This is a genomic window from Amycolatopsis acidicola (genome assembly GCF_007713735.2).
GTDB classification, from domain to species: domain Bacteria; phylum Actinomycetota; class Actinomycetes; order Mycobacteriales; family Pseudonocardiaceae; genus Amycolatopsis_E; species Amycolatopsis_E acidicola.
Window position 1 is genome coordinate 83,191 of the sequence record NZ_VMNW02000021.1, and the last position, 19,930, is coordinate 103,120.

20 protein-coding genes and 1 pseudogene are annotated in these 19,930 nt (G+C 69.2%); 16 read left to right on the top strand and 5 right to left on the bottom strand.

Annotation, left to right across the window (positions count from 1 at the left end; all coding sequences use genetic code 11):
• The first annotated feature begins 77 nt into the window (after positions 1–77).
• Positions 78–1,184 carry a LacI family DNA-binding transcriptional regulator gene (locus tag FPZ12_RS17055; RefSeq protein WP_144748203.1) on the top strand — a complete coding sequence of 369 codons (1,107 nt, stop codon included), beginning with the start codon at positions 78–80 and terminating at the stop codon, positions 1,182–1,184.
• On the opposite strand, the gene FPZ12_RS17060 is transcribed toward FPZ12_RS17055, so the two are convergent.
• From FPZ12_RS17060 to FPZ12_RS17075, 4 genes are read right to left on the bottom strand one after another with little or no spacing between them, the layout of a single operon-like run.
• Positions 1,141–2,052 carry a GNAT family N-acetyltransferase gene (locus FPZ12_RS17060; RefSeq protein ID WP_144748202.1) on the bottom strand — a complete coding sequence of 304 codons (912 nt, stop codon included), beginning with the start codon at positions 2,050–2,052 and terminating at the stop codon, positions 1,141–1,143. The genes FPZ12_RS17055 and FPZ12_RS17060 overlap by 44 nt on opposite strands.
• Positions 2,049–2,957: an MBL fold metallo-hydrolase gene (locus FPZ12_RS17065; protein ID WP_166462790.1), complete on the bottom strand. Its 909-nt coding sequence runs from the start codon at positions 2,955–2,957 to the stop codon at positions 2,049–2,051. The genes FPZ12_RS17060 and FPZ12_RS17065 overlap by 4 nt, the downstream gene beginning before the upstream one ends.
• A complete protein-coding gene (locus FPZ12_RS17070) occupies positions 2,954–3,952 on the bottom strand; it encodes a fumarylacetoacetate hydrolase family protein (RefSeq protein WP_150980368.1) in 999 nt (332 codons plus the stop codon). Before FPZ12_RS17070 ends, FPZ12_RS17065 begins: the two co-directional genes overlap by 4 nt.
• Complete coding sequence (locus FPZ12_RS17075) at positions 3,949–4,737, bottom strand: GntR family transcriptional regulator (RefSeq protein ID WP_144748199.1); 789 nt, start codon at positions 4,735–4,737, stop codon at positions 3,949–3,951. The genes FPZ12_RS17070 and FPZ12_RS17075 overlap by 4 nt, the downstream gene beginning before the upstream one ends.
• A gap of 68 nt (positions 4,738–4,805) precedes the next feature.
• On the opposite strand from FPZ12_RS17075, the gene FPZ12_RS17080 reads away from it, so the two are divergent.
• From FPZ12_RS17080 to FPZ12_RS45620, 15 genes are all read left to right on the top strand, one after another.
• The gene (locus tag FPZ12_RS17080) at positions 4,806–6,248 is read left to right on the top strand and encodes an amidohydrolase family protein (protein ID WP_243769882.1); all 1,443 of its coding nucleotides are present in this window, start codon (positions 4,806–4,808) and stop codon (positions 6,246–6,248) included.
• On the top strand, positions 6,245–7,717 hold the full coding sequence (locus FPZ12_RS17085) for an APC family permease (protein ID WP_144748197.1): 1,473 nt from the start codon (positions 6,245–6,247) through the stop codon (positions 7,715–7,717). The genes FPZ12_RS17080 and FPZ12_RS17085 overlap by 4 nt, the downstream gene beginning before the upstream one ends.
• The gene (locus FPZ12_RS17090; protein ID WP_166462791.1) at positions 7,714–8,901 is read left to right on the top strand and encodes a M20 metallopeptidase family protein; all 1,188 of its coding nucleotides are present in this window, start codon (positions 7,714–7,716) and stop codon (positions 8,899–8,901) included. Before FPZ12_RS17085 ends, FPZ12_RS17090 begins: the two co-directional genes overlap by 4 nt.
• Complete coding sequence (locus tag FPZ12_RS17095) at positions 8,898–10,316, top strand: amidohydrolase family protein (RefSeq protein ID WP_144748195.1); 1,419 nt, start codon at positions 8,898–8,900, stop codon at positions 10,314–10,316. The genes FPZ12_RS17090 and FPZ12_RS17095 overlap by 4 nt, the downstream gene beginning before the upstream one ends.
• A gap of 215 nt (positions 10,317–10,531) precedes the next feature.
• Entirely contained in the window at positions 10,532–10,936 is a 405-nt protein-coding gene (locus FPZ12_RS46030; RefSeq protein ID WP_208025884.1) for an alpha/beta fold hydrolase, read from the top strand.
• 64 nt (positions 10,937–11,000) lie between these two features.
• Complete coding sequence (locus FPZ12_RS17105; RefSeq protein WP_144748194.1) at positions 11,001–11,285, top strand: MSMEG_0570 family nitrogen starvation response protein; 285 nt, start codon at positions 11,001–11,003, stop codon at positions 11,283–11,285.
• Positions 11,282–12,619 (top strand): MSMEG_0569 family flavin-dependent oxidoreductase, encoded by a 1,338-nt coding sequence (locus FPZ12_RS17110; protein ID WP_243769883.1) that lies wholly within the window; start codon positions 11,282–11,284, stop codon positions 12,617–12,619. The genes FPZ12_RS17105 and FPZ12_RS17110 overlap by 4 nt, the downstream gene beginning before the upstream one ends.
• Before the next feature lies 1 nt (position 12,620).
• Positions 12,621–13,445, top strand: a complete 825-nt coding sequence (locus FPZ12_RS17115; RefSeq protein ID WP_144748193.1) for an amidohydrolase family protein — start codon at positions 12,621–12,623, stop codon at positions 13,443–13,445.
• A 46-nt stretch (positions 13,446–13,491) separates the two neighbouring features.
• Positions 13,492–14,004, top strand: coding sequence for an MSMEG_0572/Sll0783 family nitrogen starvation response protein (locus tag FPZ12_RS17120; RefSeq protein WP_144748192.1), 513 nt, complete (start codon positions 13,492–13,494; stop codon positions 14,002–14,004).
• A 138-nt stretch (positions 14,005–14,142) separates the two neighbouring features.
• Positions 14,143–15,225 (top strand): MSMEG_0568 family radical SAM protein, encoded by a 1,083-nt coding sequence (locus tag FPZ12_RS17125; protein ID WP_144748191.1) that lies wholly within the window; start codon positions 14,143–14,145, stop codon positions 15,223–15,225.
• 10 nt (positions 15,226–15,235) lie between these two features.
• Positions 15,236–16,609, top strand: coding sequence for an MSMEG_0567/sll0787 family protein (locus FPZ12_RS17130; protein ID WP_144748190.1), 1,374 nt, complete (start codon positions 15,236–15,238; stop codon positions 16,607–16,609).
• The gene (locus FPZ12_RS17135; protein WP_144748189.1) at positions 16,606–17,445 is read left to right on the top strand and encodes a carbon-nitrogen hydrolase family protein; all 840 of its coding nucleotides are present in this window, start codon (positions 16,606–16,608) and stop codon (positions 17,443–17,445) included. The genes FPZ12_RS17130 and FPZ12_RS17135 overlap by 4 nt, the downstream gene beginning before the upstream one ends.
• A 5-nt stretch (positions 17,446–17,450) precedes the next feature.
• Positions 17,451–18,284 carry a carbon-nitrogen hydrolase family protein gene (locus tag FPZ12_RS17140; protein WP_144748188.1) on the top strand — a complete coding sequence of 278 codons (834 nt, stop codon included), beginning with the start codon at positions 17,451–17,453 and terminating at the stop codon, positions 18,282–18,284.
• Positions 18,281–19,360, top strand: coding sequence for an MSMEG_0565 family glycosyltransferase (locus FPZ12_RS17145; protein WP_144748187.1), 1,080 nt, complete (start codon positions 18,281–18,283; stop codon positions 19,358–19,360). Before FPZ12_RS17140 ends, FPZ12_RS17145 begins: the two co-directional genes overlap by 4 nt.
• 32 nt (positions 19,361–19,392) lie before the next feature.
• Complete coding sequence (locus tag FPZ12_RS45620) at positions 19,393–19,548, top strand: hypothetical protein (protein ID WP_166462792.1); 156 nt, start codon at positions 19,393–19,395, stop codon at positions 19,546–19,548.
• Between the two features lie 95 nt (positions 19,549–19,643).
• On the opposite strand, the pseudogene FPZ12_RS46035 reads toward FPZ12_RS45620, so the two are convergent.
• A pseudogene (locus tag FPZ12_RS46035) lies at positions 19,644–19,930 on the bottom strand (integrase core domain-containing protein); the annotation flags it as partial.

Here is a 19,930-nt window from a genome sequence, read left to right on the forward strand (position 1 = left end):
CTCTCTTCCGCCGTACACAAACGATTGGGTAACGTGTCGCACCGAAGCTACTCAAACGTTTGTGTACCGTCAAGAACGTGGCCTCCGGGAAGAAGACGCCGACGTTGCGCAGCGTCGCCGCCGCGGCAAGGGTCGACGTCTCCACCGTGTCGCGAGTGCTGAACAGCCCTGCGGGCGAGCGCGAACGATGGGCGGGGGCGGACACCGTCGAGCGCATCCTGCGCGCCGCGACGGAGCTCGGCTACCGCCGCAACCCGCACGGCGCCAGTTTGCGGACCGCGCGTTCCCTGCTCGTCGGAGTCATCGTGCCCCGTCTGCAGGACTTCGTTCTCGCGACCGTCTTCGAGGGCATCGACCAAGCGGCGTCCGAACGGGGTTATGCGGCGTTCGTGACCAACTCGCTCGACGACCCCGCACAACGCGACGCCCGCGTCGAGCAGCTTCTCGATCGCCGTGTCGACGGACTCATCCTGTGCGACGCGCGCGCGGACGATGCCGTCCTCCGGAGGCTCGTGGAACGCGGCGTCCCGTTCGTCCTCGCTTCACGTTCTTCCGGGGAATACGCCGGCTCCTTCGCCGACGATGTCCGCGGTGGCCGTCTCGCCGCGGAACACCTCGCCGAACTCGGCTACCGCGAGCCCGCCGTCATCGCCGGTCCCGGATACGCGTCGACGGCGACGCACCGTGTCGCCGGTTTCCGTGCGGGCCTGGACGCCGGCGGGCTCGATCTCCCGGCGCATCGCATCGTCCACAGTGGATTCGACGCCGATGCCGGACGTGCCGGCGTCACTGAACTTCTCGAAAGCGGACGTGCACCGGACGCCATCTTCGCGACCAACGACTTCGCCGCCATCGGTGCCATCGGCGCGTTGCGGGAGCACGGACTGCGTGTTCCCGACGACGTGGGCGTCGTCGGCTACAACGACACGCCGCTCGCGGCCGGCCTGCCCGTGCCGTTGACGACGATCCGGTCACCGATGCTCGACATCGGGCGAGCGGCGTTCGGGTTGCTCGAAGACGTTCTCCAAGGCCGGAAACCCAGCTCGGTCGTCTTCGAGCCGACCCTCGTCACGCGCGACTCCACGACGCGGGTCCGCCGAAGAAGCGGATCACCGAAACGCCGGAAACCGCGAACGCGGATCACCGATGCTCGCTCGCCTGCCTCTCCCAGACGTCGTACGTGAAGGTCGGTTCGAATCCACAACGCCGGTAGACGGCGGCTGATCTGCTTTCGCTCGTGCTGTCGACCAGCAGCACCGCCCTCGTGACGCCGGCCGCCGCGAAGCGTGTCAGTGTGGTGCGGACCAGGTATTCCGCGATTCCGGCGCGCCGGTGAGCCGGATGGGTCGCGACCACCTCGATGAAGCCGGTGGGCCGCGCGCCGTCGTCGTCGAGCTCGACGATCCGGCTCAGCAGCACCCCGGCGGGCTCCCCGTCCCGGAGGACGAGGAGCTGCGGGCCGCCCCCGAGATCTGTTTCGAGGCGGTCTCGCCACCGTTGCGGCGTCCACGGAACATAGCCGCCCCAGTGTTCGGCGAACGCCTCGTTGATGATCGTGATCCACGCCGTTTCGTCGGCGGCCGCTGTCGGGTAGGCGTGCAGGGTGAGGTCATCGCGCTGTGGCACCGGCTCTTCGAGCGCGCTGGCGTCCATCCGCCAGAACTCCCGCGTCTTGGCGAAACCTTGCGGCTCCGCGCTCCCGCTGCCCCGAAGCGTACGAAGCACGGTACCGGGGTTCGCGGCCGCCTGCGCCCACTCGAAAAGCGCGTCCTCGGTCTCGCGATGATCCGCGACGACCTCGACGAAAGTGGTTCGCGCGAGTGGTGGGCCCACGAGCCCCAGCGGCCCCGCGGACACGAAACCGGTCACCCGGCCCTCGTCCGTCCTGACCACGCGAGCCGCGGAATCGGGGCTGGCTAACAGGTTTCGCACGCGCTGCGGTGGCGGGGTGGCATCGAACTGACCGCGGTCGCGCGCCCGGGTGAGCAGACCGTGCACAGTGGACACCTCCTCCTGACCAAGGGGAGACAATTTCACGTGCGTGGTGCTCATGCGAGCGTGTGGATCGGGCCGCCGCGCAGCGTGGTCATATCCGCGAACAGTTGCGCGTAGTCAAGCGGCTCCGCCGGTGCGGCGCCCTTCAGCTCGGCCAGGCCGCGCGCGATGTTCACCACCAGGCGTTCGGAATCCAGCCAGGCGGAAAACGGTCCGGGATCCGCGGCCCGCGCCGCCTCGAGAGGGGATTGTCCGCGTTCATGGGCTTCCGCCACGACCCGGCGCAGCCATCGCAGGTAATCCCGTGTCTCGTCGAGAAGTTCTGTCCCGGCGGGATCGCCGTGTCCGGGGACGATCACGCGGGGATCGAGGTCGCGGATCTCGTCGAGAACCCGGTCGTAGGTGGCGAGACTGCCGTCGATCAGGAACGGGGTCCCGCCGTTGAACAAGATGTCCCCCGCGTAGAGCACACGCGACTTGGGCAACCAGACAACGAGGTCGCCCGCGGTGTGGGCCACTCCGAGATGGAGGAGATGCACCTCGATGGCACCGACGTACAGCCGTGCCCGCGTCTCGATCGTGATCGTCGGGGCGGCCAGCACGAGATCACCGAACTGGACCGTCGGCGTCAGGCTCATCGGTTCCAGCCCGGTCGACAGGATGCGCCGGCGCGCGTACTCGTGACTGATGATCGGCGCCGGATTCGTCACGCAGTTGCCGAAGGTGTGGTCGCCATGATGGTGCGTGTTGACCACCAGGGTGGGGTGCAAGCCGGTTTTCGCTTGTGCCGCACCGAGAAGTGCCTTCGTTCTCGCTTCGGTGGCGCACGTGTCGATCAGGAGCAGATCCGGGCCGGACGCCACGAAGCCCGCGTTGTTCACCATGACACTCCCGTCCGGCTGGACGTAGGCGAAGATGCCTGGCGCGAGCTCCGCCACGCGCGGCGTGGGCGAAATGGTCATGAGGTTCCTCCTGCGAACTGCCGGCGCGGGACGGGCCGCCAGCCGGATGTCTCGGGCCGGCCGAGCTGGTTGGTCAAGGTTCCGATTCCGCCTATCTCGAGCTCGACGATGTCGCCGGGTGCGAGCTCTTTTCCCAGCTCCATCCCGCATCCCTTGCCGACCGTGCCCGAGGCGATCACGTCTCCCGGGAGCAGTTCCTCGCCGTAGGCCAGGTACGCGACCAGCTCCTCCGGAAGCCAGGTCATCGTCGAGGAGGACCCGCGGCTCCATTCGACGCCGTTCACGCGGGCGATCATCGGCAGCGAGTGGATGTCGAGCTCGTCGAGGGTGGTGATCCAGGGGCCGAGTGCGGTCGCGAAGTCCTTGGCTTTGGCGGGGCCCAGTCCTTGCCCGGCTTCCCGCGACTGCGTATCCCGCGCGCTGAAGTCGTTCATGACGGTCACCCCGAAGATGTGGGATGCGGCGTCTTCGGGTTGGAGGTTGGTGCCTCCCGAGCCCATGACCAAGGCGAATTCGAGCTCGTAGTCCATCGACTGCGTGTAGCCCGGCCAGCGCACGGGCGCGCGGTGGCCGATCAGGCCCGCCGGACTTCCCTTGTAGTAGGGCGGAAACTCGTAGAAGGTGGCGGGCACGTCCCGCCCGAGCCTGCTGAAGCCGTTACGGGCGTGTTCCTCGAACGCCGAGCAGCAGCGCAGCACCCGTGGATTGGCCGGTGGCAGAAATACCGCCTCGTCAAAGGGAATCAGCGCACGCTCGTCGAAGGAAGCGAGCGCGGCCGCCGCCTCCTCCAGGAGCACACCGGCCCCTCGGTCCAATGCCGTGGTGAGGCTGCCCGGAAATTTGGCCTCCGCGACGCGCGTCGCGGCCTCGCGGGTGACTCCTCGCCGCATCGACAGGGCGATGTCGGCCGTCACCAAATCGACGAGTCCTTCCGGTGCGACCGCGACGAGGCGAGGGGTGGCGTCCGCGCCGCGTGCTACCCGTCCGATCCTCATTGGACCGAGGTGGCCGTCGCCGGCCGGATCGTCACCGCGTTCCAACTCGCCGCGACGAGCCTCGCGGACTCCTTCGCGGCATTGCGCTGTTCCTCGCTCAGCACCACATCACCCGCGAGCCTCGCGTCGTCGACGGCCGACGCGATGTGATCGACGAGCAGATCTATCGCGCCGGAGTGATCTCCCTGCAGTGCCGCCGCCATCAGGGGTTCGTGGGCTCGTTCGAAGCCCTCCCCGGGACCATGCGGCGCGCGGGACACCGCGCGGTACATCAGCGATTGCGCGCGCAGGCGCTCGATCTCCCGCAACAGTGCCTCCGAGTCGCAGGCGCTGATGAGCTGGAGATGGAAATCGGCGTGCTTCTGCTCGAACTCCGCGTTCCAGGTATCCCCGGGATGACTCGAGCCGGTGAGCGCGTCCCACGAGCGCCGGACGCCGACGGACCAGTCCGGGGTGCCGCGCCGGATCGACAGGGAAAAGGCCACGGGCTCGAGGACCATCCGCAACTGGTAGATCGCCAGCATGTCCGCGAGCGACTGGGTGATCACTTGCGCGCCCTTCTGCGGAACGAACTGCACCAGCCCTTCCGCGGCCAGCCGCTGGATCGCTTCCCGGACCGGCGTGGGGCTCATCGAAAGCGCGGAGGCCAGCGCGTCGGGTTGAAGGCGGGCACCCGGCTCGAACTTCCCGGACAGGATCCGGGTTCGCAGTTCCCGATACGCGGCTTCCGCGCGGCTCGGGGACCGCGAGGGCTCCACCGCTTCCGACCTCGTTGACAGATTCATGAGTAGGACTATAGCTTACTCGTCAAATCTATAGGATCTACCTCGATGCTATGTATCTGGAGGTCACGATGGCACGCACACTGCTCAGGGGCGGGCACGTTCTGACGATGGATCCCGCGCTCGGCGACTTCCCGGGCGGCGACATCCTGATCGAGGACGGGGTGATCGCCGCCGTCGCGCCGTCACTGGACGGTGTCGATGCCGAGGTGATCGACGCGAGCGGGCATCTCGTCCTGCCCGGGCTCATCGACACCCACCGCCACACCTGGCAGTCCCTGACCCGCGGGATCTGCGGGGACTGGTCGCTCGCCGACTACTTCTTCGGCATCCGGATGACGATCTCGCCTGCCTACACCGCCGAGGACGTCCGGCTCGGCAACCGGCTCGGCGCGCTCGACGCGCTCAACGCCGGCGTGACCACGCTGCTCGACTTTTCCCACTGCAACAACACCCCCGACCACTCCGACGGGGCCGTGCTCGGACTTCAAGAGGCCGGGATCCGCGCGGCCTTCTGTTACGGCTTCTTCGAAAGCTCGCCCGGGAACTCGAAGTTCGGCGAGCACTCCGCACGCATCGCCGACTTCCACCGGATCGCCGACCGGTACTTCGCCTCGGACGGACTGCTGACCCTGGGCGTGTCGCTGTCCGAGCTGTTCTGCCTGCCGTGGGAACAGACGGTCGCCGAGCTGGTCGCCGCCCGCGAACGGAACGCGCTGATCGTCAACCACGCCGGGGACGTCTGGGGCAGCGTGATGTGCGACGGGTACGTCGAGCTGGACGCGCTCGGGCTGCTCGGCCCGGACATGGTGCACGTGCACTGCAACAAGTTCGGCGACACCGAATGGGAAGCGATCGCCCGCAGCGGGGGGAAGATCTCGATCTCCGTGGAGACCGAGCTCAACATGTCGATGGGGCGGCCGGTCTTCGAGCGGTGCCGCCGCCACGGGGTCGCGCCCACCCTGTCCGCGGACGTCGTCTCCCTGAACTCCGGCGATCTGTGGCACCAGATGCGGTTCGGGCTCGGCTTCACGCGCTGGGAGTCGACCGAGGCGGTCAACCTGGCGGGCGCGATGCCCGAATCCGTGACCACCAACGCGAAGGAAGCGCTCGAATGGACCACGGTCAACGCCGCGCACGCACTGGGGCTCGGTGACCGGATCGGCTCGCTGACCCCCGGCAAGCGCGCGGACGTGCAGCTCGTGGGCGGGGGAGCGGTCGAACAGCACCCGAGGATCGACCCCTACGCCACGCTCGTCTTCCAGACGACGGCCGCCGATGTGCGGACGGTTCTCGTCGATGGCCGGATCGTCAAACGCGACGGCGTGCTCACCGGCGTCGACATGCCGCGGTTGACCGAGGAGGCGGACAGCGCCGCCGAGGCGATTCTCGGCCGGATTCGCGATGCCGGCCAGGAACTCCCCGGCACCCCGCCCGGCGCCTTCGCGACCGCGGATGCGGCTGCCCGGGAAATCTACGCGGACGCGGTCCGAGCCGCTAAGGCCGCCCAATGACCGAGAAAAAGGAAACGGGAACTGCGTCCTCCCTCGAAGAAACCGGCGGCGGATTACGCCGCGGCACGATGGGCGTTGCCGGAATGGTCGTCGCCGTGATCGCCTTCGCGGCGCCACTGGCCGCGAGCGTCGGCAGCATCCCGCTCGCCATCGGGCTCGGGGACGGAGCCGGCGCACCGGGCGCGTGGCTGCTGGCCGCCGTCGTTCTGCTGCTCTTCGCGGTCGGCTACGCCGCGATGAGCCGCCACATGACCAACGCCGGCGCGTTCTACGCCTACATCGCGGCGGGTCTCGGTCGTCGCGCCGGCGTCGCCGCGGGATATTTGTCCGTGGTCGCCTACAGCGGAATGGTGTTCGCGATCAGTGCGTTTTTCGGGTACTTCGCCAGCACCATCCTGGAAACTGAACTTTCCGTGCACGTGCCTTGGTTCCCGCTGGCGATTCTCGGCGTCCTGATCGCCGGTGTGCTGGCCTTTACGGGAATCGAGGCCAGCGTCCGCGCGATGATGATCCTGCTCGGCGTCGAGACGGCCCTGCTCGTCGTCTTCGATATCGGCACGCTGGTCGTGGCGGGCCCGGGAGCGTATTCGCTCCAGGCGTTCTCACCGGCGGAGACCTTCGGCGGTTCGATCGGGGTCGCGCTGGCGTTCGCGTTCGCCACATTCATCGGTTTCGAAGCGACCGCGGTCTTTTCCGAAGAAGCGAAGGATCCGAAGCGCACCGTCCGCCGCGCGACGTATTTCGCGATCGCCGTCATCGGCGTCCTTTACATCGCCACCGCGTGGTCCCTGATCGCGTCCCTCGGGAGCGCCGGAGCCGTCCAGGCGGCGCAGGAGAATCCCGGTGAGATGATGTTCGCGGCCGCGGGCGCGGTGCTCGGACCGTGGGCCGTGCACCTTATGGAAGTCTTCGTGGTGACCAGTGTGTTCGCCGTGCTCATCGCGACGATCAACTCTTCGTCGCGGTACACGTTTTCGCTCGCCCGCGACGGCTATCTGCCCCGGCCGTTCGCCAGGACCCACCGCACACGGCGGACACCACACTTCGGCATCGTGGTCCAGACCATCCTGACGATCGTCGTCGGCGGTATCTACGCCATCGCGGGCGCGGATCCCTTGACGCAGTTCGCCGCTACTTTCGTCGGCCTGTCGACGCTCGGGATCGTCGCGATGGAAGCCGTTGTCTCCCTTTCGGTCATCGCCTACTTCCGGCGCCACCCCGAGCGCAGTCCAGGAGTGTGGCAAGCGGTGCTGGCGCCGCTGCTCGCGGCGGCCGGCCTGGCGCTGGCGTGCACGCTGATCGTGAAGAACTTCGCCCTGATCACCGGGTCGGACTCCCCGGTGATCGCCCGCCTGCCTTACGTCCTCGTGCTCGCCGCCGTCATCGGCGCGGTAGTCGGAGGGCGCGGGAAACGCAGGAGGGGCGTGGCATCGCGCGAACTGGCAAGCCCATCGGAGGGAGCTTCGTGATCGACCTGATCGACCTCCGCCGCCGACTGCACCGGACGCCGGAACTCGCCCTGCACCTGCCGAAAACCCGGGAACTCGTGATGGAAACACTCGAACCCCTCGGCCTGGTGGTCCACACCAGTGACAGGTGCTCGTCGCTCGCGGTGGTGATCCCCGGGGCCGGGCCTGGCCCGACAGTGCTGCTGCGCGCGGACATGGATGGGCTGCCGGTCGCCGAGGAATCGGGCGAGGAGTTCGCCTCGGTCAACGGAAACATGCACGCCTGCGGCCATGATCTGCACATGGCCGGGCTGGTCGGTGCCGTCCACGAGGTGTACCGGAGGCGGGACGAGTTCCGCGGCACTGTGCTGGCGCTGTTCCAGCCAGGGGAGGAGGGCGCCGGGGGAGCGGAGCTGGTGATCAGCGAGAAGACGCACCTGGTCACCGGACAGACGCCGATCGCCTCGTACGGCGTACACGTGCTCTCCTATGTTGAGGCGGGGATGTTCTTCTGCCGCGAGGGCACGGTGATGGGCGCGGCGCTCGTGTTCGACCTCGAACTGCTGGGTCGCGGGGGACATGCGGCGCGCCCGCACATGGCGCTCGACCCGGTCTCTACGGCGGCTTTGGTGGTGCAGGCGATCCAGACGTTCGTCGCCCAGAACACCTCGCCGGCGGATCCGCTCGTCGTCACCGTCGGCTCGCTCACGGCCGGGACCGCGGCCAACGTGATTCCGAGCCGGGCCCTGCTCAAGGTGTGCCTGCGCGCGACAAGCCGCGCGCGGGCGCACCACTTCTACGCCAGGATCCAGGGCATCGCGACGGCCATCGCCGAAAGCTACGGACTCCGGCTTCGGGCGCGGACCGGTCCGGACCTCGGTGCGACCGTCAGTGACGCCGATGGGGCAGCGCTCGTGCGTGGCACCGCGAGGGAGCTGTTCGGCGCCGAACGCTACCGGGACCTGCCCGTGCCGGAGATGCTCTCGGAAGACTTTTCGCTCCTCCTCGGGGAGACGGGCGGCGCGTTCGTGCTGGTCGGCGCCGCGATGGGAAGCGATCCTGACACCTTGCCCACCAACCACTCACCCGACGTGCGATTCGACGACTCGGTCGTGCCCGATGTCGCCAGACTGCTGGCCGAGCTGGCGATCAGGAAACTGAACACGACACCGGATGCCGGGGACGAAAGGATTTCATCACGATGACGACCCGAGTACTCCTGCGGAACGCGCACATCGTCTCCATGGACCCGGCGACCGGAGTGCTGCCACGCGGGGACATCCTCATCGAGGACGACACCATCGCCGCGGTCGGTGCGCACGTGGAGGCGGCGCACGCCGAGATCCTCGACCTCAGCGGCCACATCGTCGCGCCCGGCATGGTCGACACCCACAGGCACACGTGGCAGACCCAGGTCCGCGCCCTCTGTGCCGACTGGTCCATGGCCGACTACTTCTACGGCATCCGGCTGGCGGTGTCTCCCGCCTACACCGCAGCCGACGTCTACCTCGGCAACAAGCTGGGCGCGCTGGAGGCGTTGAACGCCGGCGTCACCACCCTCTTGGACTTCTCGCACTGCAACAACACCCCGGATCACTCCGACGCCGCGGTGACCGGCCTTCGTGATTCCGGAATCCGGGCCAAATTCTGCTACGGCTTTTTCGAGAGCAGTCCCGAGGCGCCACCGTATTTCCCCGGCCACGCCAGCCGTATCGCGGACTTCGAGCGCATCGCCAAGACCTATTTCGGCAGCGGCGACGGCCTGGTGACCTTGGGCGTGTCGCTGAACGAACTCGGAATCGTGCCGTTTTCGCATACCAGGGCCGAAATCCGGGCGGCGCGCGAGCACGGCGCGCTGATCGCCACACACATGGACGGGCTGTGGGCAGCACCCTCGGTCTTCGAACCGCTGGCGCGGGCCGGGCTGCTCGGGCCCGATCAGGTCCACATTCACTGCAACGCGCTGACCGACGAGCGGTGGCGCATCCTCGCCGACTCCGGGGTGAAGGTGTCGATCTCGGTCGAGACCGAACTGAACATGGGAATGGGGCGTCCCGTCTTCGCCAAATGTGACGAGTTCGGCGTCAAACCCACGCTGTCGTGCGATGTGGTTTCCCTGAACTCAGGCGACCTCATCACGCAGGCGCGGATGGGTCTCGCGTTCAAGCGCTGGGCGGACACGGAGCAGCTCAATCTCAGCGGCAAGGATGTCGAACAGGTGTCCACCACGGCATTGCAGGCACTGGAATGGGCGACGATCAATGGCGCCGAGGCTTGCGGGCTCGATGACCTCGTCGGCAGCATCACGGTCGGCAAGAAGGCCGATTTGATCATGGCCGGCGGCCAGGGCCTGGCCGTGCATCCCGTCCTCGACGCACCGGGAACGCTGATCTACCAGACGAAACCCTCCGATATCCGGCACGTAATGGTCGCGGGCAGGTTCGTGAAGCGGGACGGTGTGCTCGTCGGCCACGACCTGCCGACGCTGCTGGCGGAGGCGGACCGCTCCGCCGAGCAGATCCTCGCCCGCGTTCGCGCCGCCTCCCGGGAACTGCCAGGTACCCCGGGTGCCGCATTCGACGACGTGGCAGAGGTGATGCGCGCGAACCTCCGGGCGTGAGCGCGCCCCGACTCGGCTGGGGCCCGCCCGGTGATCGCACCGTGGGAAACAGGGAAAGCGCTTCCACGGTCGACTATCGTCGCGCCGGAACCGCAGTGGGCGACGATGCGGGGTGCGGCCTCGCGCTCGCGATGCCCGATACCTCAAAGATATCACCCTGCCGTTTATCAGATCTATGAATGGCTGGCGCCGCGGTTTCTTCCCGGAATGAAGCCATGAAGAACGTATCCCTGACCGGCACTGCCTTCGTTTTCGTGCACGGCGCCTGGCACAGCTCCGGACAGTGGGCGGCGACGCGGCGCGCGCTGGCCGGACTGGGTGCCGCAAGTGTGGCCGTCGACATGCCGGGGCACGGCTTCGACGCACCCCTGCCCAGCGACTGTCTGGGCTCACCCGAGAACGCCTCCGCGCCGCTCTCACCAGATCCCGCCCACCTCGACGCATTGCGGGAAACGCACTGCCGGATCACCGCGGCGAGGGTGGGTGTCCACGGGCACAGGGTTCTGTCCTCCGACCGTCTCTTGTGGACCAGATCACCACCGAAATGGGCGCCTGCCGCGAAAGGGCCATCTGCCCGTAACATCCGGCGGCTCCTGGTAACGCACGGCTTTTCCGGATGAAACAGTCCGGCAATACCGGGGCGGTCAACTGGTCTCCGTCAGCACCGGAGAACGGGAGGCGATCGTGCCCGAAGTGGTGTTCCGCGTGCGGTGGCCGGATGGCTCCGTCCATCGATGCTACTCGCCCTCGACCGTGGTCGAGGAGATCTTCTCCGCGGGCCGGTCCTATCCCGTGGCGGAGTTCGTCGCGCTGAGCCGGAAAGCCCTGACCCAGGCGTCCGAGCGGGTGCGCCGGAGCTACGGGTTCGGCTGCGCGCAGGCGGCGGCTCAGCTGGCCGACATCGAGCGCAGGGCCGCGGGTTTCACCGGTGAGGACGCGGACGTCGTAGTGGAAGGATTCGAGCGGTGACAACGGAAATCGACGGGCTGCACCGCGCGGTCGTGGTGGTCGGCGGCGGGCAGGCCGGGCTGTCGGTGAGTTACCGCCTGTCGCAGGCCGGTATCGATCACGTCGTGCTGGAGCGTGATCGCCCGGGCGGCGAGTGGCGGAACCGGCGGTGGGACACCTTCTGCCTGGTGACCCCGAACTGGCAGTGCCGGCTGCCCGGTTTCCCTTACCAGGGCGGCGATCCCGACGGATTCATGGTGCGGGACGAGATCGTGCGGTACATCGAGGACTACGTGAAGTTCGCCGACGTCCCGCTTGCCGAGGGGGTGACCGCGACGCGGCTGCGGCAGGAGGAGGCGGGCGGCTTCCGGATTTCCACGACGCACGGCGAGCTGACCGCCGATCACGTGGTGCTCGCGACGGGCCCGTATCAGGTTCCGCTCACGCCGCGCTACGCGGAGCGACTGCCGGCGTCGGTGACGCAGATCCACTCGGCGGACTATCGGAATCCGGGCCAGTTGCCCGAGGGTGAGGTGCTGGTGGTCGGCACCGGCCAGTCCGGGTGCCAGATCGCCGAGGACCTCCATCTGGCCGGGCGGCGGGTGCATCTCGCGGTGGGCAGCGCGCCGCGCGTGGCGCGGTGCTACCGCGGGCGGGACGTCGTGGCGTGGCTGGACGACATGGGCTACTACCGGCGTGGCATCGACCAGTTCGCGGACGCGGATGCCGTGCGGTTCCGGGCCAATCACTACGTGACCGGGCGCGACGGCGGGCGGGACATCGACCTGCGAGCGTTCGCCCGTGATGGGATGCGGCTCTACGGCAGGCTTTCCGACATCCGCGACGGAGCGCTGACGTTCGCGCCGGACCTCCGGAAGAACCTCGACGGTGCCGACGCGGTCTCGGAGGGGATCAAGGACTCGATCGACGCCTACATCACGGCGAACGGTCTGGACGCGCCGACCGAAAAGCGTTACGTGCCGGTCTGGGAGCCGGACACCGAACCGTCCGAAGTGGACTTGCTTGCGGCGGGGATCACCTCGGTGGTGTGGTGCACGGGATTCGGCCGGGACCACCGCTGGATCGACGTGCCGGTGTTCGACGGGCGCGGCTACCCGACGCACACCCGCGGCGTCACCAGCTGCCCCGGGCTGTACTTCATCGGGCTGCCGTGGCAGTACACGTGGGGCTCCGGCCGCTTCTGCGGCGTGGCCGACGATGCCGCCTACCTCGTGTCCCACATAGCCGCGGCCGGCAGGCCGGGCGCGGGCAGCGAGGTGCACTGGATCGCGGGGACGCCGGAGAGCACCTACCCCGGCGACGAATACTGGACAGCGCCGCGGACGGTGGCCTGACATGGCTCACGGCATCCATGACGCGCACCGCCATCTCGGCGTGATGCCGGCTTATCCGTTCTACGGCGGCCCGCCGGTGCGGCCCGATGTGACGGCGCGTGCCACGATCGACGAGCTCCTGTCCGATTTGGACAGTGAGGGCACGGAGCGGGCGCTGGTCATCCCGAACTACGGGGTGCCCGACCCGGGTATCGCCTTCTCCTTCAACGAACTGTGCGTGGAGGCGGCGAGCCGCGACGAGCGGATCCGGGCCGGGCTCTGGGTTTCCCCGCTGGCGCGGGACAAGGAACGGACCGAGGCCGCACTCGCGCTGGCCGGGGAACCGGGCGTGCGGGCGCTGAAGCTCAGCTTCCTGCTCGGCGGGCGGGCTTCCGATCCGGACTGCCGGCCAGGACTGGACCGGATCTTCGAGGTCGCCCGGGCCCACGACCTCGTCGTCCATGTGCACACCTCGCCCGGCGCGGCCTCGGACATCGACGAGGTCGGGAAGCTCGTCGACACCTACGGCGACCGGGTCACGGTGCACCTCGTGCACTTCGGCGGCGGGATGAGCGGCCACATCAAGCTGGTCTCGCACCGGTTCTTCGACTGGATCGAGGCGGGCAAACGGGTCTACACCGACCTGTCGTGGGCCATCGGTTTCGCGCCGCGCTGGCTGGCTCACGAGATCGACCGGCGGGGGATCGGGCACGACCGGATCCTGTTCGCCAGCGACCAGCCCTGGGGAGACCACGAAGGGGAGTACGCCCGGCTGCGCGCCGCGACCGGTGACGGCGAGCTCGCGGACCTGGTCTTCCGGGGCACTTTCGAAAAGCTCTACGGGTAATTCCGTGGTGAAGGAACAATCCGAACGAATACCAGAAGGAGAACGCGTGTCCGAGCTGACCGAGACCGAGAAGCAGAGCCTCGAGGATATCCCGCACCCGTCGCTGCCGGAGGGCTCGAACCTTTACGGCGGGACCAAGGTTTTCCCGGACTACCAAGCGGAACCGGGCCAGTCGTATTTCACGCTCGTGCACGGTATCGCGCACGAGTCGTCGGTGAGTTTCGTGGCGATCCTGCAGGCGACCCGCGCGCTGCGCAAGGGATTCGAGGCCGCGATCTACTTCTACGGCCCCGGGTCGATGAACTGCATGGCCACCCGGGGTTTCCCCACCACCGGGAGCTCGGCGTTCCCGGGCGAGCACAACATCAACGACCAGCTGAAGACCTTCATCAAGGAAGGCGGCAAGGTGTACTGCTGCCGGTTCGGCCTGTCGCTGCACGGGCTCCGGGAGGAGGACCTGATCGAGGGCGTGATCCCGACCCATCCGCTGGACGTGCAGGACGCCCTGATCCACTACGCGCGCAAGGGCGCGATCATCAACTCCACCTACATGTGGTAGCCCTCGCGGCTCACTTCGCGTTCCGCCGGAACGGGGGCTGCCGTCCGAACCTGATTCGTGCGGTCCGGCCGGCAGCCCACGTCGTCTCGTTCTTCCGAAATATCGACGTAACCGGGCTCGAATCTACAGGGAGTTGTCGTGCGCGTTGACGCAGATGAGCAGGGGACGGAGCACCTCGCCGCGAGGGTCGGCCTGGCCGTGCGCGGTGTGAGAGTGGACGCGCCGGTCCGGCGGCACAAGGGCGCCGGGCCGAGCGACGACGGCCATGTGGTGATCGACGGCCGCAACGCGACCCTGCCGATCGACCCGGAAAGCCCTTACACCATCGAGGACGGCCGCGTGCGGCATGGCACGATCGACCTGGGGCTGTCCGTGGAACCCGTTGCGCGGCCGAGGTTCTACGACCTGGAGACCGCGGATGGCGTGCCGTACCGCGAAATCGCGCTGCTGCACGGGCGCGATGTCCTGGCCACCACCGTGGTCCAGACCTGTATCCGGTACGGGGAGGACCAGCGCTGCCGGTTCTGCACGATCGAGGAGTCGCTGCGGGCCGGGTCGACGGTCGCGGCGAAGACCCCGGCGCAGCTCGCCGAGGTCGCCGAGGCCGCGGTGCGGCTCGACGGGGTGCGGCAGATGGTGATGACCACCGGCACCACCGCCGGCCCGGATCGGGGCGCGCGGCATCTCGTGCGGTGCGTGCGGGCGGTGCTGGACGCGGTGCCGGGCCTGCCGATCCAGGTGCAGATCGAACCGCCCGGCGAGCTCGCGGTGCTGACGGAGCTGCGGGAGGCGGGGGCCACGTCGATCGGGATCCACGTCGAGTCGCTGGACGACGACGTGCGGCGGCGGTGGATGCCGGGCAAGTCAACCGTGCCACTGCGGGAGTACGAGGAGGCCTGGGACGAGGCGGTGCGCGTGTTCGGCCGCAACCGCGTCTCGACCTACCTGCTCATCGGGCTCGGCGAGAACCCGGACGACCTGGTGGCGGGCGCGGGCAGGTTGATCGACCGCGGCGTGTATCCGTTCGTCGTGCCGATGCGGCCGATGCTGGGTACGCTCGCCCGGCGCGACGGCGCGAAGGCCCCGTCGCCGGCGCTGGTTCGCGACATCACCGAACGGGTTGCCGCGTTGTTGCGCCAGGCGGACATGAAGGGCGCGGACCAGGGCGCCGGGTGCGCGGCCTGCGGCGCTTGCGGCGCGCTGAGCGCGGCGGGGGCGTGACCCCGTGGCCATGATGGATGTTCTCGCCGTCCTCGGTGATTCCACGAGTGTCGCCAGGCAGCCGGACTTCCGGGTCGAGCAGGCCCAGGACACGGCGGCGATCGAGGCCTACCGGGCGTTGCGGGCCGAGGTGTTCGTGCGCGAGCAGGGCCTGTTCACCGGGCACGACCTGGATTTCCGGGACGAGGATCCGCGCACGGTCGTGCTCGTCGCGCGGGACCGGGAGGGCACGGTCGTCGGCGGGGTCCGGCTCGGGCCCGCCGAGGAAGGCCCGGATGTCGGCTGGTGGGTCGGGGGCCGTTTGGTGGTCGCGCCCGCGAGCCGGGGGCGGATCGGCGCGGCGCTGGTGCGGGCGGCCTGCGCATATGCCGAGAACGCCGGGGTCCTGCGCTTCGAGGCCACGGTGCAGGTTCCCAACGAGATCCTGTTCACCCGGCTCGGCTGGGAACGTGTCCGGCCGGTGACGGTCGCGGGCGCACCCCATGTGCTGATGCGCTGGCCCGTCGGGCGTGCCGCCGCGCTCGCGAAGGCCACGAAAAGCGATCTCGGCTCGCTGCTGACCGGCTTGACCGGGGTGCCGGGTTTCGTGGGTGACGACGGCGTGCCGGTGCCGGGCAGCGATCTGGTCGCGGCCTGCGACGCGATCGTGCCGTCGATGGTGGAGCGCGATCCGGACTGGGCGGGCTGGTGCTCGGTGCTGGTCAACGTCAACGACCTCGCCGCGATGGGGGCCGGACCGGTGGGCCTGCTCGACGCGCTGGGCGCGCGGGACCGGTCGTTCGCGGCCAGGGTGCTCGCCGGACTGCGGCGCGCGAGCCGGGCCTACGGCGTGCCCGTGCTCGGCGGGCACACACAGCTCGGCGTGCCCGCGGCGCTGTCGGTCACGGCGCTCGGACGTGCCGCGCGGCCGATCCCGGGCGGGGGCGGGAAACCGGGGCAGCGGGTGCGGCTCACCGCCGATCTCGCCGGGCGGTGGCGGCCGGGATATGCGGGCAGGCAATGGGATTCCACGACCACGCGGCGCACCCCGGAATTGCGGGCGATGCTCGCTTCGGTCGCGGCCGCCCGGCCCGCCGCGGCGAAAGACGTGTCGATGGCGGGCATCGTGGGGACGCTCGGCATGGTGGCCGAGGCGAGCGGGTGCGGCGCGGTGCTGGACGTCGCCGCCGTGCCACGGCCGGACGGCGCGACGGTCGGCGACTGGTTCACCTGCTTCCCGGGGTTCGCGATGCTCACCGCCGGCGGCCCGGCGCTCCCCGCGGGGCCCGCGGTGGGCGCGGAATGCGGGGAACTGGTGGCGGGCAGGGGAGTGGTGCTCCGCTGGCCGGATGGAGAACTGACCCGGGCGATCGAGTCCGGGGTGACGGGATTGGGGTTGGCATGAGCGTGCTTCGCGTCGCGGCGGTGGCCGCGCCGTTCGACCGTGACCTGGAGACCGGCTTCGCGCGGATCTCGCGGTTGATCGACCAGGCCCGCGCGGACGGCGTCGGTTTGCTGGCCCTGCCCGAGGCGTGCCTCGGCGGGTACCTCGCCAACCTCGACGGGGGAGCGGACGGCCCGCCCGCGCTGGCGCTGGACGGACCCGAGATCCGCAGGCTCGCCGCGCTGGCCGGTGACCTGGTGGTCACGGCCGGATACTGCGAGAACGCGGGCGGGCGCCTGTACAACAGCGCCGTGTGTGTGACCGGGGACGGCGTACTCGGCAACCACCGCAAGGTGCACCAGCCGCTGTCGGAGGACGCCACTTACCGGGCGGGCAACGGGTTCGCCGCGTTCGACACGCCGGTCGGCAGGCTGGGCATGATGATCTGCTACGACAAGGCGTTCCCCGAGTCGGCGCGCTCGCTGGCGCTGGACGGCGCGGAGATCGTGGTGTGCATGTCGGCCTGGCCCGGCAGCCGCACCAGCCCGGCCGCGGATCTCGCGCGGGACCGGTGGAAGCGCCGGTTCGACCTGTTCGATCGCGCGCGGGCGCTGGAGAACCAGATCGTGTGGCTGTCGGCCAACCAGTCCGGCACGTTCGGCGATCTGCGGTTCGTGGCGAGCGCGAAGGTGGTCGACCCTGGCGGTGAGATCGTGGCGGACACGGGAGTCACCGAGGGGGTCGCGGTCGCCGAGTTCGATGTGCCGCGGGTGCTGGAGACGGCGCGACGGTCGATGGGCCATCTGCGGGACCGGCGACCCGAGGCGTATGAAGATCTCGTGGCGTCGAGATACTGAACCGCATGGGAGCGATCCGTATCGGTGCCGTCGCGGCGCATTTCGGCCGGGATCTCGAGTTCGGCATGCAGCGCATCACCACGCTCATCGACCACGCTCGCGGGTCCGGCGCGTCCCTGCTGGTGCTGCCCGACGCCGCGCTCGGCGGGTATCTGGCCGACCTCCGGCATCCCGACCCGGAGGCCCTGCCGCCCGCGCTCGGCCAGGACAGCCGCTACCTCAAGGAGATCGCCGCGCTGGCCGCGGAGATGGTCGTCTGCGTCGGGTACTGCGAAGAGGCGGACGGCGACCGGTACAACGCGGCGGTGTGCGTGACCGGGGACGGGGTACTCGGGCGCCACCGCAAGGTGCACCAGCCACCGGGCGAGCTCGCCGCGTATGCGGCGGGGAGCGAGTTCGCCGCGTTCGACACGCCGGTCGGCCGGATCGGCATGCTCATCGACTACGACAAGACCTTTCCCGAGTCGGCGCGCAGCCTCGCCCTCGACGGCGCGGAGATCGTGGCCTGCCTGTCGGCCTGGCCGACCAGCATCACCAACCGGGCGCCCCGCATGGCCCAGGACCGCCAGTCCCGCCTCTTCGACCTCTACGACCAGGCGCGGGCCGCCGAGAACCAGGTGGTCCTCGTCTCGTCGAACCAGACCGGGGCGATGGGCGGAATGCGCTTTCTCGGCCAGGCCAAGGTGGTCGGGCCCGGTGGCGACATCCTGGCCCGCACCTGGAGCAAGGCGGGGATCGCGATCGCCGAGGTGGACGTGACCGAGGAGGTCACCAAAGCCCGGCGGGTGCTGCACCACCTCGGGGAACGCAAACCCGACGCCTACCGGAGAACGACGTGAGAATCGCGCTGCTGTCCTACTCGACCAAACCCCGGGGCGGCGTGGTGCACACCCTCGCGCTCGCCGAAGCGCTGGCCGCGGCCGGCGAGGACGTGACCGTATGGACCCTGGGCCGGGGCGGGGACAGCGGCTTCTTCCGGCCGGTCGATTCTCGGGTGCGGCAGCGGATCGTGCCGTTCCCGGACCGCGAGGGAGAAGGCGTCGGTCCCCGGATCCTGCGCTCGATCGACGCACTGCGCGCCGCCTTCGATCCGGCGGACTACCACATCGTGCACGCCCAGGACTGCATCAGCGCCAACGCCGTCGAGCGATGCGTCCGCACCGTGCACCATCTCGACCAGTTCACCACTCCGGAGCTGGCCGCCTGCCACGAGCGGGCCATCGTGCGGCCCTTCGCGCATGTCTGCGTTTCGGCGGCGGTGGCGGAAGAACTGCGCCAGGGCTGGGGAATCAAGGCCACGGTCATTCCCAACGGCGTCGACGCGCGGCGGTTCGCGCAGGCGGCTGAGGACGGTCCCGCCCGGCGGCGATGGCAGGCCGAACTGGGCCACTACGTGCTTGCCGTCGGCGGGATCGAGCCGCGCAAGGGCACCCTGGATCTCCTCGAGGCCTACGCCATCCTGCGCGAGTCAGACCCCGGCGTGCGCCTGGTGATCGCCGGCGGGGAGACCCTGTTCGACTACCGCGACTACCGCGCCCGCTTCGACAAACGCGCCGCCGAACTCGGCGTGGAACCGATGATGCTCGGCCCGGTCGGGCACGACGAGCTCCCCTCCCTCGTGGCGGCGGCGGGTGTGTTCGCCTTTCCGTCCACAAAGGAGGGATTCGGCCTTGCCGCGATGGAAGCACTCGCCGCCGGGGTCCCCGTGGTCACCCGGGAACTCCCGGTGCTGCGCGAGGTTTTCGGCGGCGCGGCCCGCTTCGCCGAGGACCCCGCCGGGTTCGCCACCCAGTTCCGGGCCGCGCTCGACGACCCGGATTCCCTGCGCGTGGCAGGACAGACTCTCGCCGCCGGATACAGCTGGGAGAAGGCGGCCTCCGACCACGTACGGCTCTATCGCGACCTTCTGTCCTGAGTGGACGGCTGAATCAGTCCTCGTCGGGCACGATGATCGGTTTTCCGCCACCGCCCGTCGTCGAAGCCGACCGGGTCCGGCTGGCCGAGCTGGCGACGCTCGTCCGCGACGGCAGCTTGCGCGTCCTGTCGGTTCCCGCTGTCCGCTCGCCGAAGTACCGACAGGTTTCCAGCCGGGACGCCGGCTGAGCGAGCGAGGATCTCCCCGCCGAACACGTCCAGCCCCACGTCCACGTCGCCGGCGGGTCTGCCCAGACTTCGGTTGGCACCGGGGCTGACTGGTTTCAGGCCGCTGATGCGACCGTGTAGATGGTCTCAAACTCGACCGGGGTGAGCTTGCCCAGGGCGCGTTGTCGGCGTTTGCGGTGGTATTTCGTCTCGATCCAGGTGACGATGGCCAGGCGTAGTTCTTCCCGGGTTTCCAGCGCCGGGTGTCGAGAATATTCTTTTGTAGCAAGGAAAAGAACGATTCCATGGCAGCGTTGTCGCCGCAGGCGCCGACCCGTCCCATCGAGCCGGTAAGACCGTGAGCGTGCAGCAGGCTACGGTAGGCTGCCGAGCGGAACTGGGC

What these genes read in the sequence shown, in the direction of transcription:
- FPZ12_RS17060 (WP_144748202.1), bottom strand. Translation starts at nt 2,052, where the DNA reads ATGAGCACCACGCACGTGAAATTGTCTCCCCTTGGTCAGGAGGAGGTG.
- FPZ12_RS17065 (WP_166462790.1), bottom strand. Translation starts at nt 2,957, where the DNA reads ATGACCATTTCGCCCACGCCGCGCGTGGCGGAGCTCGCGCCAGGCATC.
- FPZ12_RS17070 (WP_150980368.1), bottom strand. Translation starts at nt 3,952, where the DNA reads ATGAGGATCGGACGGGTAGCACGCGGCGCGGACGCCACCCCTCGCCTC.
- FPZ12_RS17075 (WP_144748199.1), bottom strand. Translation starts at nt 4,737, where the DNA reads ATGAATCTGTCAACGAGGTCGGAAGCGGTGGAGCCCTCGCGGTCCCCG.
- FPZ12_RS17080 (WP_243769882.1), top strand. Translation starts at nt 4,806, where the DNA reads ATGGCACGCACACTGCTCAGGGGCGGGCACGTTCTGACGATGGATCCC.
- FPZ12_RS17085 (WP_144748197.1), top strand. Translation starts at nt 6,245, where the DNA reads ATGACCGAGAAAAAGGAAACGGGAACTGCGTCCTCCCTCGAAGAAACC.
- FPZ12_RS17095 (WP_144748195.1), top strand. Translation starts at nt 8,898, where the DNA reads ATGACGACCCGAGTACTCCTGCGGAACGCGCACATCGTCTCCATGGAC.
- FPZ12_RS46030 (WP_208025884.1), top strand. Translation starts at nt 10,532, where the DNA reads ATGAAGAACGTATCCCTGACCGGCACTGCCTTCGTTTTCGTGCACGGC.
- FPZ12_RS17115 (WP_144748193.1), top strand. Translation starts at nt 12,621, where the DNA reads ATGGCTCACGGCATCCATGACGCGCACCGCCATCTCGGCGTGATGCCG.
- FPZ12_RS17130 (WP_144748190.1), top strand. Translation starts at nt 15,236, where the DNA reads ATGATGGATGTTCTCGCCGTCCTCGGTGATTCCACGAGTGTCGCCAGG.
- FPZ12_RS17135 (WP_144748189.1), top strand. Translation starts at nt 16,606, where the DNA reads ATGAGCGTGCTTCGCGTCGCGGCGGTGGCCGCGCCGTTCGACCGTGAC.
- FPZ12_RS17140 (WP_144748188.1), top strand. Translation starts at nt 17,451, where the DNA reads ATGGGAGCGATCCGTATCGGTGCCGTCGCGGCGCATTTCGGCCGGGAT.
- FPZ12_RS45620 (WP_166462792.1), top strand. Translation starts at nt 19,393, where the DNA reads ATGATCGGTTTTCCGCCACCGCCCGTCGTCGAAGCCGACCGGGTCCGG.